The sequence below is a fragment of the Caulobacter sp. ALps2 genome, from assembly GCF_058681635.1.
Map to the genome: position 1 here is coordinate 1885790 of NZ_CM178743.1, position 13663 is coordinate 1899452.

Here is a 13663-nt window from a genome sequence, read left to right on the forward strand (position 1 = left end):
GGGCTTAAAACGTCTTGCGCACCCGCAGGCTGACGAAGGTCCGCGGGTTGATCTCGCGGTCCTCGACGAAGGCCACGGCCCGGTTCGGCGCGCGGTCGGCGAAGACCGTCCGGCGAATGGTGAAGTCGTCCCACAGGTTCAGCTGGGCGCGGATCGCCAGGGTCGGGGTCGGCTTGTACTCGGCGAAGGCCTCGTAATAGCCCGAGCCGCGCCAGACATTGGTCTGGTCGACGTCATAGGTGCCCTGGCCCAGCAGCGGCAGCCAGTTGATCCCCCACTGGGTCTTGTACTTCGTCAGATCCTGCATGAAGCCGATATTGGCCTGGGTCGGACGGATGCCCGAGATCGGCCGGTCCAGGCCCGTGGTCGGGTCCTTCACGTGGGTCTCGTTCCAGTCGTTCTTGAACGTGAAGCGGCCGCCCTTGACGCCGAACCGGTCGGTCGGGATCACGATGTTGAGCGACAGCCGGTCCAGCGTCGCATCGCCGATATTGCCGGTCGCCGACAGGCCGTCCGGCAGCGGCAGGCGGTCGATCACGCCGATGATCTCGTCGTGGCGATAGCCGATCGAGACGATGCCCTCGCCCCAGAACCGGCGCTCGTAGCTGATCTCCGAGATCCAGCGCTGCTCGGGCTCGAGGTCGACATTGCCGCCATAGACGGTGCTGTCGTCCAGGTCCGACGAGGCCGCGAAGTCGCCGAAGTCCAGCTGGCCCAGCTCGCGCTCGAAGCGGAAGCGGACCTGATTGTTGGCCTTGGGCGTCCAGGTCGCCAGGAAGCGGGGCTTGGCGTAGAAGAAGCTTTCCTTGTTCGACGCGTCGCCCGACTGCTTGATGGTCGACTTCTCCAGGCGCAGGCCGCCTTCCAGGGTCAGCTTGGGGTTCACCCGCCAGGTCGCCTTGGTGAAGGCCTCGCCGCGCAGTTCCTCGACCTTGACCGACGCGCTGGGCAGGGGCACGCCCACGCCGCCGACGCTGTAGGCCTGTTTCACGTCCAGCATGTTGTAGGCGATCTCGCCGCCGGCCTCGATCGTCAGGGCCTTGGAATATTCGTGGCGCGCCAGGCCGCGCACGATCGACTCCGAGGAGTCGCCGTCGGCCACGAAGCGCTGTTGCGCGTCCTTGACGCCCGACAGGGTCTGGTCGCTGATCGAGACGTTGTCGAAGTTCTCGAAGCTGTGGATGGCGCGGGTCTCGAGGTTCCACTTCGGGGCCAGCGGCCGGGTCCAGGTCAGGCCCAGCTCGCCCGAGTGGCTCTCCTCGGCATAGGCGCTGCGGCGGAAGGCGACGGACGAGCTCAGCTCCTGCCATTCCTTCCAGTCGTTGCGACCGTAGCGGGCCGTGGCCTCCAGCTTGCCGCCGGCCACGGGGCCGGAATAGTTCCCCCGGATCGAGCGTCCGCCGCCCCAGCCGTCGTTGATGTAGGCCTCGTCGCGGATCAGCGCGCCGGTCCCGTCGTGGCGGACATTGCGGCCCACGCCGTTGCTGTCGCTGGACGAGGTGCCGTCGCTCAGAGTCACGCCCCAGCTCTTGTCGCCGTTGGTGGCGGTGAACTGGTAGCTGCCGCCCCACACGTCGCGACCGCCGTCGAAGATCTGGTTGTTCACCGTCAGGATCTGCTGATGGCTGACGCCCTTCTTCAGCACCACGTTCACGACCACGGCATAGCCCTGCATGTCGACACCCGGGGCGCCGCCGCGGATCAGCTCGATGCGCTCGACGCGGTCGGCCGGGGTGCGCGAGAGGACGTTCGAGCCGGTGTCGTTCTTGGACGCCGGACGGCTGCCGTTGATCAGGATATTGCCGACCGCGCCCTCGAAGCCCCGCGCGCCCGAGCCGTCGTCGACGTCGAAGCCCGGCACCCGGTCGACCATGTCCAGCGCCGTGTTCGGGCGCTGGGCGGCGAAGAAGTCGGGCCGGAACACCAGCACGCCGCTCGGGGCGGTCGCCGCGTCCACGGTCGGGGCCGGCGCGGGGGTTGCTTGCTGGGCGTGAGCCGCGCCGGCGAGCAACAGGCTGGCCGCGGTGGCCAGCAGAATGGTCTTGGTCATCACTGTTTCCCCTCAGTGAGGAGAGGTCTGACGGCCGCGTCCGTTCATCTCAAGTTACAAGCCGGAAATGTGCATTACTTCGAGGTTAGATTACACCGGGTTCATCTGTTGACGCTGCCGCGACTGCTGGGCTTTGTGGATAAGTCTGGGCTCACCGCGGGCTTGACTTAACAATTGGTGTATATCGGAACATTACTTGGCCCGCCGTCGCGCCTCCGTCACCAGCCGGTCCAGCACCGGCGTGCGGCTGGGCGCCAGCATATCGGCCCGCCCTTCGGCGAAGATCCGCCGGTTCTCGGCGCAGGTCGCCCGCATGAGCGCCAGTTCGTGCGGCGGCACCTTGTCGGCCAGCGCCTCGGCCTCGCGCGCGGCGCGTTCGGTCAGGCGCTCCAGCTCGTCGTAGAAGTCGAGAAACGAGCGGGTCTGGCTGACGAGATGGCGCGGACGCTTGCGGCGCGGCGGTTTGGACTTGGGCATGGTTCTCTCCTGTTGAAAGCTTCTCCTCCCCCGTTGGGGGAGGTGGCCCGGAGGGCCGGAGGGGGCAGCTCCGCATAGGCCAGCGATGCCCCCTCGGTCGCTCCGCGACAGCTCCCCCAGAAGGGGAGCAGATTAGAGGGCGCGCACGTCCGCCGCTTCACGCGGCCAGCCGCTGAAGGTGTGTGGGGAGGCGACGGAGCGGCCGGGCGAACCCGGAGACCGTAGTGGTTTGTGTGTTTCGGCTCGCTGACCGCTCCGCCAGGCTGTTCTTGCCCGTGAGGATGGGAGGCGTGAGCGTATTTCAGCTCGGGTCCCCACTAGCCCCCGGACGGGCGCGGACCAAGTCGATCGGCTACATCCGTCTCGACCCCGACGATCCACGATAGGCGGCTTATACGATCACCGCCCTGTCGATCCGCTGATGGCTTTGATCCCGGACGATCCGTCACCCGCGTGCGATCCTAAAGAGTAATCGACGTGACCTGACAAAACCGCTCGGGAGCCGCCAGCGGCCCCGCTCAACCTACCCCCGCCGCCGTTTTGGGCCGGATCCAAACGCCCTCCCCCGCGACGGGGATGGCTATGAGTATGGGGGCGGTTCTGAACGCGGATCATTCAGAGCCGCGTAAAAGTGAGAAGTGATTGAATTCGCTGAGTTCGATCTCGCGAATTCCGAGGATAGAGCACCGCCAATCCCCGTGAATCCCTCTCTCCGGGAGAGAGGGAGGGGCCCACGCCTTCGGCGTGGGAGGGTGAGAGGTTACACCCGAGACCGGCGCGCCGGCGCATCGCCCGCCACCGTCCGCCGCGCAACCCCCACCCGACCGCCTGCGGCGGCCACCCACTCACCACCACCCGTCATCCCGCGCTTCATGCGCGGGACCTATCGTTCAGCCGCCCCGTGAGCGCCCAGGTCCGCACCGCCCCCGCGGCGGACAAATGGGTCCCGCGAACACGTCGCGGGATGACGGCTCTATTTTCGGAAAAGCCCGCGCCTCCCCACCGCCGCCCGACCGGGCGGTCGGGTGGCGACCACCGGGGCAAGCCGATGGAAGTTTCCGCTATCCTCCCCTCTTGGAGGAGGGGGACCGGCGAACGCCGGTGGAGGGGTCTCTCCCCGACCACGCACGCCCGCCACCCACTCACCACCACCCGTCATCCCGCGCTTCATGCGCGGGACCCATCGTTCAGCCGCCCCGTGAGCGCCCAGGTCCGCACCGCCCCCGCGGCGGACAAATGGGTCCCGCGAACAAGTCGCGGGATGACGGCTCCATTTTCGGAAAAGCCCGCGCCTTCCCCCACCGCCGCCCGACCGCTCAACGGTCGGCGCGCGCCTTAAATCTCACGGCGAGACGATCGCAGGGCTGATCAGGTCACTCAAGGACCGCCCTGCGGGCGGCCGCTCCGCGGCGGCGCAGCCGTCCTTGACTGACCTGATCAGCCCTGCACGCTGCAGCCTCCAAGAGATGAAAGGATCGCACCGACCGGGAGGTCGGGTGGCGACGACACGAAAGCCCGCGTCCTCAAAGATCCTCCCCCGCGCTGGTCTTGCCGTGAGATTTAGAGGCTAGTTGGTTCGGTTGTTCGGGAGGTGTGATGGCATCTTACCCACGACATGACACTTCTTCACGTCGTCCCAAAAATAGTAAATGCGGAATTGATTGGCGTTATTGTAGCCGGTTCCATGCTTGAGGTGATCGTACATGACTCTTTGGTCGCCCTCATAGCTCACTATGTACTTTGAACTTCTTCTTGCTTCTTCCCTATCAACGAAGCAGTGAGAGTCCTCTACCCCAATTTCCGCGAGTTTACTTCTGGCTAGGGCGCGCATTTCCTGGATATTGTTTGATCTGGCCGGTGTCATGTAGTCGCGCATAATTATCAAAGCGCTTTCTATTTTCGAAAGCATGTTGTCGTGCCCATGTTTTCGACAATCTTTAAGTGCAGATTGATGAATATAGACGGAGTCTTGTAGGACTTCCTCGGCCCAATCCTCAAGGTCGTCATATGATTCGAGCCGTCTGTCGGCTTTCTCGCCTCCGATGTCATCGGGTTTCAGGGCGGATTTAAACTCGAGCGCTACTGCTTTCGCTTCAAGTCGGGAGATCTCGGCTTTCAATCGCTCGACCTCACGTTCCGCTTCTAAGCGCCGCTCCTGTTCTTCTTGAGCGAGGCTGTGCCATTCATCCCGCTCCTCAGCTTGTTCGGCAGCAAGCTTGCGAGCCTGCTCGAGTTCTATCTGGAGTGGGACGGGACCCGGTCCGGCCGCGTTTGCTTCTTCTCGCCGCTGAGCGTCGCGAACAGTTGAGTACCTCGGAAAGGAATACTCGGACCTATCTAGGAATCCAGCCTGTAGTGTTCGGCTGGATATCTGTCTAACAAGAATATTTTCTGATTTTGTCTCGCGGAGCCAAAGCGGATGGGCAAATGGATCTTCATTTGCTTCCGTTAGGCCAGGCTCATATAGCCTTATGGCGCCGTTGAATACCGACATCCGGCGCCCGATGTTCTTTCTAAGTTCTATGCTCGCTTCATTGTTAAGATGGAGAATGTGAGCTGATCCAGCAATTCTCTTGGCAATGTTATCTGGAGAAACGCCTGTTTTCCCATCGCTATCGTCTGTAATGACAAGAACGGGAAGGCGGCGATCGGGTGAATATATAAGGCTGAGTATTTCCGAGATATCTCTTGCACCCGAAATCTCAATGCGATCGCTCAGGCTGCGGCCGTCTGCCTCGGCAGCCAGCTCGCCCAAGACCCGTTGCACGACAGTAGGTCGGGTTATCTCAAAGGGGGACGAATCTCCCCTCTTCACACATATAACCTGAGCCCCAAACCGGACCATTCGGCCGGTGCGCTTTTCTACGAAGAACTCTGAAATCCATGTCCTAGGTAGTTTTGGGTCTGGCCAATCAAGCCTGGACGACCACAAGTTCCCATCGCTAGCGGACAGCCTTGCTGCCTTTGTCGGGTTGGCCCCGATCTCATCCGAAATGTCGAAGGGGAGCCCCTCCCAGGCCTTATCGGGTAGCGCAATTCCAGATCGTTGGTGATCGCTGCTCTTCGGTTCCTCCTCCATCCATTGAAGTGCAAGCTTAACGCACTTGTCGAAGGCATCTGTGTCGGAGAGTTCGAACCAGACCCGAGATACTGGCTGTATGTGAGACCTCGCAAAGCGAGAAAGCGTTAGAGACTCGATCAAGCTGAATCCTCCCCCGAGGAAAGGTCACAGGGCGACGCGTTTGCCGCCATTCTGAGGTTTCTACTACCTCGCCTGTGAACTCGATTTGAGTTTGATAGATTCGAAAAATCTATATTGAGGCGAGGTGGACCTCTCGGTCCATCCTCGGCGAACTCTCGCACGTATCTTTTTGCACCTGCGATGCCTATTTTTCCTCACCCCTTCCCCCGCCGCCCCTCATCCGCTACACCCCCGCCCGATGACCCGCCTGCCGCACCACCACGGCTGCCACCACCATCCGACCTCGCCTCGCGGGATCGGCCGGGTCCGTTCGCTCTAAAGCCAGCGACCCTGCCAGAGCCCCGCCTAGCGGATGGGGCTTATGCGCAAGCGCCATCCGTCGAAGCCTTGAAGATCTCAGGACCGACGAATGACCACCGACTCCACCACGCCCGACACCGCCGAAACCTTCCGCCCCGAAGCCCGCGCGCCGCGCGGCTTCGCCGACAAGCGCGCGCGCGACCTGCGGGCCGAGCGGGCGATCCTGGAGGCGGTGTCGGCGGTCTATGAGCGCTACGGCTTCGAGGCCCTGGACACCGGGGCGTTCGAATATGCCGACGCGCTGGGCAAGTTCCTGCCCGACAGCGACCGGCCCAACGAGGGCGTGTTCGCGCTGCAGGATGATGACGACCAGTGGATGGCGCTGCGCTATGACCTGACCGCGCCGCTGGCCCGGTTCGCGGCGCAGAACTGGGAGACCTTGCCCAAGCCGTTCCGCCGCTACGCCTTCGGGCCGGTGTGGCGCAACGAGAAGCCGGGGCCGGGGCGCTTCCGCCAGTTCATCCAATGCGACGCCGACACGGTGGGCTCGGCCCGTCCGGAGGCCGACGCCGAGATCATCGCCATGGCGGTCGAGGGGCTGGAAGCGGCCGGCCTGCCGCGCGGGGCGGCGGTGCTGAAGATCAATAATCGCAAGCTGCTCAATGGGCTGCTGACCTCGGCGGGGGCGGAGAGCGCCGGCCAGAAGCTGGCCGTGCTGCGCGCGGTCGACAAGCTGGATCGCCTGGGCGTGGACGGGGTCCGGCTGCTGCTGGGCGAGGGCCGCCTGGACGAGAGCGGCGACTTCACCAAGGGCGCTGGTCTCAAGGGTAAAGCGATCGACTCGGTGCTGGACTTCGTGTCGGCCGGGACTCTTGGGGGAAGCGCGGGTGGCCGTTCGGCGACGCTGGACAATATCGCCAAGGTGATCGGCGGCTCGGCCGAGGGCGACGAGGGCCTCTTGGAGCTGTCGCGGATCGACGCGGCGCTGACCAGCCTGGGGATCGCCGACGACCAGGCCTTCATCGATCCGTCGATCGTCCGGGGGCTGGAATATTATACCGGCGCGGTGTTCGAGGCCGAGCTGCTGCTGAGCACCACGGACGAGAAGGGGAACAAGGTCTCGTTCGGCTCGATCGGCGGCGGCGGGCGTTATGACGACCTGGTGGCGCGGTTCACCGGGACAGCGACGCCGGCGACGGGCTTCTCGTTCGGTGTCACCCGTCTGGCGGCGGCGCTGCGGGCGGCCGGACGCGAGCCGGGCGGCGTGGCGCGCGGGCCGGTGGTGGTGATCACCTTCGACCAGGCGCACATGGGCGAGTACTTCTCCGTGGTCGGACAGCTGCGGGCGGCGGGCATCCCGGCCGAGGTCTATCTCGGAACCTCGGGCATGAAGCCGCAGATGAAATATGCCGACCGCCGGGGCGCGCCGGCCGTCGTCATGCTGGGCGGGGACGAGATCGCCGCCGGCACGGTGACCATCAAGGACCTGGACGCGGGCCGGCAGGCCGCCGAGGGGGTGACCGACAACGCCGCCTGGAAGGCCGAGCGGCCCGGCCAGCAGACCATCCCGCGTGGCGAGCTCGTCGCCGCCGTGCGCAAGATCATCGGGGGCTAAGGACTTGAGGCTCGAGCGTTCCATTCCGGCGGAGGCGCTCGACGCCATCCGCGCTCCTCTGCTCAGCGCGGGCGCCGTGGCGACCGACGCGCCGGTGCTGCAGCCTCTCGGGTTGTTGCTGGACCTGACCGGCGAGGCCATGCGCTCGCGGCTGTTCGTCGTGTCCGGCGACGGCGGCGAGGAAGCGGCCCTGCGGCCCGACTTCACCGTGGCCGTGGCCCGGCAGCACTTTGCGAATGGGGGAGGGGCGGGGCGCTACCGCTACGAAGGCAAGGCCTTCCGCGTCGCCCCGCGCGGCTCGGATCGCGCCGAGGAGTTTCTGCAGCTGGGCGTCGAGGCGTTCGAGGCGGGCGATCCGGTGGCCGCCGACGCCGAGATCGCCGCCCTGGCCTGGGCCGCCTCGGCCGCCGGCGGGCGGGAGGACCTGGGCCTGATCCTGGGCGACGTCTCGCTGTTCGCCGCCTTCGTCGACAGCCTGGACCTGGCGCCGCCCCTGGCCGCCCGCCTCAAGCGCGCCTTCGCCAAGCCGCGCCAGTTGAAGGCCGAGCTGGACGGCGACGTCGCCGCGCCTCCCAATGGAAAAACGGGCGCCGAGCCGTCGCGGATCACGTCCCTGCTGGCCGGCCTGCCCGAGGGCGAGGCCTCGGCGGTGTTGCAGGAGCTGTGGTCCCTGGCCGGCATCGAGCCCGTCGGCGGTCGCCGTCCGGCCGAGATCGCTCACCGCCTGGTCGAGCGCGCCGAGGCCGCCAAGGCCGGTCGTCTGGATCCGGAGCAGGCCGGCAAGGTCCGCGCCTTCCTGGCCGTGTCCGATCGTCCGGACGCCGCGCTCGACGCCATCCTGGCGCTGGCGGGATCCAACAACGCGGCGCTGCGGACGGCGGTCGCCAGCTGGCGCCAGCGCCTGGCCGGCATGGCCGCGCGCGGCGTGCCGCTGGACAAGGCGACCCTGGCCGCCGCCTTCGGCCGGGCCTTCGGCTATTACGACGGCTATCTGTTCGAGGTGCATTCAGCGGCTCTTGGCGCTGAGCGGCCGCTGGCCGCTGGCGGTCGTTATGACGGTCTGCCCCTAAAACTAGGAGTGGGCAAACTCGGCGTCGACGCCGACACCGGCGCGGTGGGCTTCATGGTCCGTCCGGCGCGCGCCTATGCGGGAGGCGGCGAATGAGCGGCGCCCAGGACAAGAATGGTCCGATGATCTTCGCCATCCCCTCCAAGGGCCGTCTCAAGGACCAGGTCGAGGCCTGGCTGGCCGACTGCGGCTTCAAGCTGGAAATGACCGGCGGCGCGCGCGGCTATTCGGCCGAGCTGGGCGGCCTGCCCGGCGTCTCGGTGCGCCTGCTGTCGGCGGGCGACATCGCCGCCGGCCTCGACAGCGGCGACCTGCACCTGGGCGTCACGGGCGAGGACCTGCTGCGCGAGCGCGGCGACGACATGGACAGCCGGGTCATGCTGCTGCGGGCCCTGGGCTTTGGCCGCGCCGACCTGGTGGTGACCGCGCCCAAAAGCTGGCTGGACGTCGACACCATGGCCGATGTCGACGAGGTCGGGCACCTGCACCTGGCCAAGACCGGCCGCCGCCTGCGCGTGGCGACCAAGTACGTCACCCAGACCCGCGCCTTCTTCGCCCGCCACGGGGTCGCCGACTACCGCATCGTCGAGAGCAGCGGCGCGACCGAGGGCGCTCCGGCCGCCGGGGCCGCCGAGCTGGTCGTCGACATCACCACCACCGGCGCGACCCTGGCCGCCAACGGCCTGAAGATCCTGTCGGACGGCGTGATCCTGAAAAGCCAGGCCCAGCTGACGGCTTCGCTGATCGCGGCCTGGTCGCCGGAGCAACTGGGCGCGCTGCAGCGCATGCTGTCGGTGGTCGAGGCCAAGGGCCGGGCCGGCAAGCTGGCCACCTTGGTCTGGCCGGCCGAGCAGGACGCCGCGGGGCAGTCGGCCGTCGCCGCTTTCGTCGCCAAGGGCGGTTCGCGCCGGGCCAACGGCGCCCTGCTGGCCACCGGCGACCTGTTCGACGCCGCCGCCGCCCTGGCGGCCGCTGGGGTCGAGCCGGTGACGGTCTCGCGTCCGGACTATGTGTTCGAGTCGCGCTCGCTGGTGCTGGACCGGTTCGTTGGCGTACTCAAAAGTCAGTTTTGACGAATGAGTCAAATATAACCATCGATTCACGAGATAAAATCGACTTTTCGGTCCAAACAACGTCGGTCGCGTCAAAATTTCGGCCAAACCTTTGCGAAAAAGGGATTTGCCGCGTTGACACCGTCATGAATTTGACGTTTCTAGACACTGCAAGGACGAAACGAGCCCAAAGAGAGCTCCCGTTCTTCGGCGTTTCGGGGAGGAAACGCCCGCCTAGATCGAATGATCGAGAAAATAGCCAGCCCGTCGCGATTATCCCCCGCGGCGGGTTTGGTGTATCTGGGCCATGGCCAAGCTTTTTGACGATAGAGTCAAAATCGGCCGAACGGTCTGAAAGCGCTTCCAGAATATCGCGCGGCCGGCGCGCCCTGATCGCCATGGCCCAACCGCGCCAGGGCCATGACGGCGATGATCCGAGCCTCATGCCGCGCCCACGCGCGTTCTCGGGGATCGCCAGGCCCCGCCGCGCGTGATTGGCCATGCGAGCGCGCGCATTCGCCAAGCATGATCAAGAAAAGCCGTGTGTCGTCACGAGGCGGCGGCGCCAGCCCTTCGGACCTGATGATGGGGGCTCGCGACGCCTCCGCCGATCGTTCAGTGGCGGTGTCCCATGGCCTTGCATTCCTCGTGGCGGAAGCACGTCACCAGGTGGTCGTTGACCAGGCCGGTGGCTTCCATGAAGGCGTAGACGATCACCGGGCCGCAGAACTTGAAACCCTTGGCTTTCAGGGCCTTGGACATCTCGACGGCCAGCGGCGTCTGGGTCGGGACCTCGCCGGCCCGCCACTGGTTCTGGATCGGCGCGCCGCCGACCATGTCCCACAGGAATTCGCCGAAATCCTCGCCGCGCTCGCGCATGTCCAGATAGACCCGCGCGCCCGAGATGGCCGCGTCGATCTTGCCGTTCGAGCGAATGATGCCGGCGTCGGCCATCAGCCGGGCGCGGTCGGTCTCGTCGAAGCGGGCGACCTTTTCCGGATCGAAGTCGGCGAAGGCGGCGCGGAAGGCGTCGCGCTTGCGCAGAATGGTGATCCACGACAGGCCAGCCTGGAAGCCGTCCAGGACGAGCTTCTCCCAGAGGGCGCGGCTATCCCGTTCGGGAACCCCCCATTCTTGGTCGTGATAGGCCTCGTAGAACGGATCGCCGTTCATGCCTCTCCAGGTGCAGCGGGTGTGCTCGATCATGCGGTGAAGCTGGCAGAAAGATCGCCGGCTTTCCAGAACTTTTCGGGAACATGCATTCGGCCGCGACCGGATCGGCGGGTTCGTGCGTTGAAGGGCCAGAGGGATCGAAACAACGTGAGAAGGAGACGCCATGAAGCGCCTCAAGTCCTTGGCCGTGATGGTGCTGGCCACCGCGACGCTCGCCGCCACGCCTGTCCTGGCCCAGCATCGCGACCGCGACAACAACCCGCCCGGCCCGCGCGGCGGCCCTGGCACCAACTGGGAAAACCCGCCCGGCTGGCGCGGCGGTCCGGGCGCGTCGCCCGACCGGCGCTACTACCGCTGGCACGGCAAGCGCGTCGAGTTCCGCTACAAGAACGGCTACTACTACAATCGCGACTACGGCTATTACCACCCGCGTTACGGCTGGTGGAACCAGCGGGCCAAGTGCTGGTTCGACAACGACAATAACCCGCCCGGTCCGCGCGGTGGTCCCGGCACCAACTGGGAGAACCCGCCCGGCTGGCGCGGTGGTCCCGGCGCGTCGCCCGATCGCTATCGTAGCTGCCGCTAGAGCCCCTTCCGATCTGGTCGAAACGATCCGTCGGATAAAAAGGCTCTAAATCAAAATGCTCTAGCTCAAGTGAGCCAGGTCGGCCGGTCCACGCGGACTGGCCGGCCGTCCACCGTCAACTCGGCGTCCTCGATCCGGTCCAGCCGCAGGATGGCCATGGCCCGGCCGTCCGCGCCGCTCAGCACCTCGCCGGCCCGTAAGGCGCCGCTCGCCAGCACCTCGGTCCCGAAGGCCGGGGCGGGGCCCTCGAAGGTGATCGGCAGCATGCGGTTCTTGATCGTCCCCCGCCGCTTCATGCGGCTGGTGGTTTCCTGGCCGACGAAGCAGCCCTTCTTGAAATCGATGCCGGCCAACAGGTCGAAATCGGCTTCGATAGGATAGTTCGCCTCGCTGCCCCAGTCGGCCGGACCTGGCGCGCCCAGCGCCAGGCGGTGGGCGTCGTAGGCCGCTTCATCGGCATTGGCGTCACGCTCGCCATAGGTCCGCGCGCCCAGGGCGGGCAGACGCGGGTCGCGGTAGAGGCCCTCGCCCGACGCCTCGCCGCCAAACACCGCGAACACCGGCGTATCGACGGCTTCCAGCGTCGCCTTGGCCCGCAGGCGGTACAGCGTCAGGCGTGTCAGGATCGCCGCCCGGTGCTCGGCCGCCACGTCCAGCAGGGCGCCGTCTTGGGTTCCCGCCACGAACAGGTCGTACAGCAGCTTGCCTTGCGGCGTCAGCAGGGCCGCGAAGCGCAGCTCGCCCGGCCGCAGGGTCTCGACGTCCTGGGTCAGCAGGCCTTGCAGGAAGCCGCGCCAGTCCGGGCCGGACACGGCGATGACGGCGCGGGAAGCCAGGTGGGCGGTACGAAGCGAGTTCATGCCCGCACATGTGGCGCCCAGAACGCACCCGCGCCAGTCCTCAGAATCGGGAAAGCTCAACCGTTAACGTGGGATGCGCCGACTCAATGACCGATCTATAGATAGTCCGATGACACAGCGGGCCTTCCCGATTCTTTTCATCACGGCCACACGCATCGGTGATGCGGTGCTGTCGTCCGGCCTGATCAAACTTCTTTCCGATCAAATCCCCAACGCGCGCTTCACCATCGTCGCGGGCCCCCTGGCCGCGCCGCTGTTCGCCCATGTGCCGGGCCTGGACCGCGTGATCGTGATGGAAAAGGCCAAGGGCAAAGGCAAGGGGCACTGGTTCAAGCTATGGAACCAGGTGCGCCACAAGAAGTGGAGCCTGGTCGTCGACCTGCGCGGCAGCGCCACGGCCCTCTTCCTGCGCCGCGACAAGCGGGCGATCTGGAAGAAGCTGCCCGGCGACGTGGCGCACAAGGTGGTCGACGCCGCCCGCACCCTGAAGCTGGAGGGCGATCCGCCGGCGCCGCACCTCTATATCTCGCCCGACGTCCAGGCCCTGGCCGACGAGCTGCTGGGCCTGAACGGGGAGCAGGACGGCGCACCGATCCTGGCCATGGGGCCGGCCGCCAACTGGATCGGCAAGGTCTGGCCCATCGAGCGCTTCACCCAGACGGCGGCCCAGCTGCTGGACAAGGACGGCCCCATGGCCGGCGGTCGCCTGCTGATCCTGGGCGGCCCCGAAGACACCCGCATGGTCGAGGAGCTGCGCATGGCCTCGGCCCGGGGCCGCACCATCGACCTGACCGGCAAGGTGGATCTGCTGACCGCCTATGCCTGCCTGAAGCGGGCGCGGCTGTTCATCGGCAACGACTCGGGCCTGATGCACATCGCCGCCGCCGCCGGCGCGCCGACCATCGGCCTTTTCGGTCCCTCGGACGAGCGGCGCTATGGCCCCTGGGGCGACCGCGCCGAGGCCGTGCGCGGCCCGCGCGGCTTCGACCAGTTCGTGGCCATCGACCCCGACCTCTCCCAGGCCATTCGCCATATGAGCGACCTGCCGGTGGCGACAGTGGTCAAGGCGGCGAAGGCCTTGCTGGCGCGTACGGAGCCGGACGCCGAGGTCTCGCCGGCGGTGGCGGTCGCGGAAGAAACGCCAGAGCCTGTCGTCGAGGCGGGCGAGGAAGTCTCGCCCGAGACGGAGGGTGTCGAGGACGGTCTCGCCGAGGAACGTGTCTCCGAGCGCGACGCCAGCTAGTTTTGGTTGCCTCGGCGGCGGGCCAGTCCTACGACC

Annotated in this window: 11 protein-coding genes; 5 read left to right on the plus strand and 6 right to left on the minus strand. The window is 66.4% G+C overall.

Going from position 1 to position 13663, the window contains the following annotated elements:
- Positions 1-4: 4 nt before the first annotated feature.
- The 3 genes from ACW173_RS09010 to ACW173_RS09020 form a co-directional block, all read right to left on the minus strand.
- On the minus strand, positions 5-2053 hold the full coding sequence (locus tag ACW173_RS09010) for a TonB-dependent receptor plug domain-containing protein (RefSeq protein WP_492084711.1): 2049 nt from the start codon (positions 2051-2053) through the stop codon (positions 5-7).
- A gap of 189 nt (positions 2054-2242) precedes the next feature.
- Entirely contained in the window at positions 2243-2527 is a 285-nt protein-coding gene (locus ACW173_RS09015) for a hypothetical protein (RefSeq protein WP_492084712.1), read from the minus strand.
- Between the two features lie 1567 nt (positions 2528-4094).
- Positions 4095-5729 (minus strand): hypothetical protein, encoded by a 1635-nt coding sequence (locus ACW173_RS09020; RefSeq protein ID WP_492084713.1) that lies wholly within the window; start codon positions 5727-5729, stop codon positions 4095-4097.
- 409 nt (positions 5730-6138) lie between these two features.
- Between ACW173_RS09020 and hisS the strand changes: the two genes are divergently transcribed.
- The 3 genes from hisS to hisG are packed head-to-tail and all read left to right on the plus strand — an operon-like array spanning position 6139 to position 9786.
- A complete protein-coding gene (hisS, locus tag ACW173_RS09025; RefSeq protein ID WP_492084715.1) occupies positions 6139-7644 on the plus strand; it encodes a histidine--tRNA ligase in 1506 nt (501 codons plus the stop codon).
- On the plus strand, positions 7601-8809 hold the full coding sequence (locus ACW173_RS09030) for an ATP phosphoribosyltransferase regulatory subunit (protein WP_492084717.1): 1209 nt from the start codon (positions 7601-7603) through the stop codon (positions 8807-8809). Before hisS ends, ACW173_RS09030 begins: the two co-directional genes overlap by 44 nt.
- On the plus strand, positions 8806-9786 hold the full coding sequence (gene hisG / locus ACW173_RS09035; protein ID WP_492084719.1) for an ATP phosphoribosyltransferase: 981 nt from the start codon (positions 8806-8808) through the stop codon (positions 9784-9786). Before ACW173_RS09030 ends, hisG begins: the two co-directional genes overlap by 4 nt.
- On the opposite strand, the gene ACW173_RS09040 is transcribed toward hisG, so the two are convergent.
- Together ACW173_RS09040 and ACW173_RS09045 are read right to left on the minus strand one after the other, a co-directional pair.
- Positions 9770-10267, minus strand: coding sequence for a hypothetical protein (locus ACW173_RS09040; RefSeq protein WP_492084721.1), 498 nt, complete (start codon positions 10265-10267; stop codon positions 9770-9772). The genes hisG and ACW173_RS09040 overlap by 17 nt on opposite strands.
- 113 nt (positions 10268-10380) lie before the next feature.
- The gene (locus tag ACW173_RS09045) at positions 10381-10971 is read right to left on the minus strand and encodes a DNA-3-methyladenine glycosylase I (protein WP_492084723.1); all 591 of its coding nucleotides are present in this window, start codon (positions 10969-10971) and stop codon (positions 10381-10383) included.
- Positions 10972-11101: 130 nt separating this feature from the next.
- Between ACW173_RS09045 and ACW173_RS09050 the strand changes: the two genes are divergently transcribed.
- Positions 11102-11524, plus strand: a complete 423-nt coding sequence (locus ACW173_RS09050; RefSeq protein ID WP_492084725.1) for a hypothetical protein — start codon at positions 11102-11104, stop codon at positions 11522-11524.
- A 65-nt stretch (positions 11525-11589) separates the two neighbouring features.
- On the opposite strand, the gene ygfZ is transcribed toward ACW173_RS09050, so the two are convergent.
- Positions 11590-12384 carry a CAF17-like 4Fe-4S cluster assembly/insertion protein YgfZ gene (ygfZ, locus tag ACW173_RS09055; protein WP_492084727.1) on the minus strand — a complete coding sequence of 265 codons (795 nt, stop codon included), beginning with the start codon at positions 12382-12384 and terminating at the stop codon, positions 11590-11592.
- 109 nt (positions 12385-12493) lie between these two features.
- On the opposite strand from ygfZ, the gene ACW173_RS09060 reads away from it, so the two are divergent.
- Entirely contained in the window at positions 12494-13627 is a 1134-nt protein-coding gene (locus tag ACW173_RS09060; protein ID WP_492084729.1) for a glycosyltransferase family 9 protein, read from the plus strand.
- Positions 13628-13663: the final 36 nt, after the last annotated feature.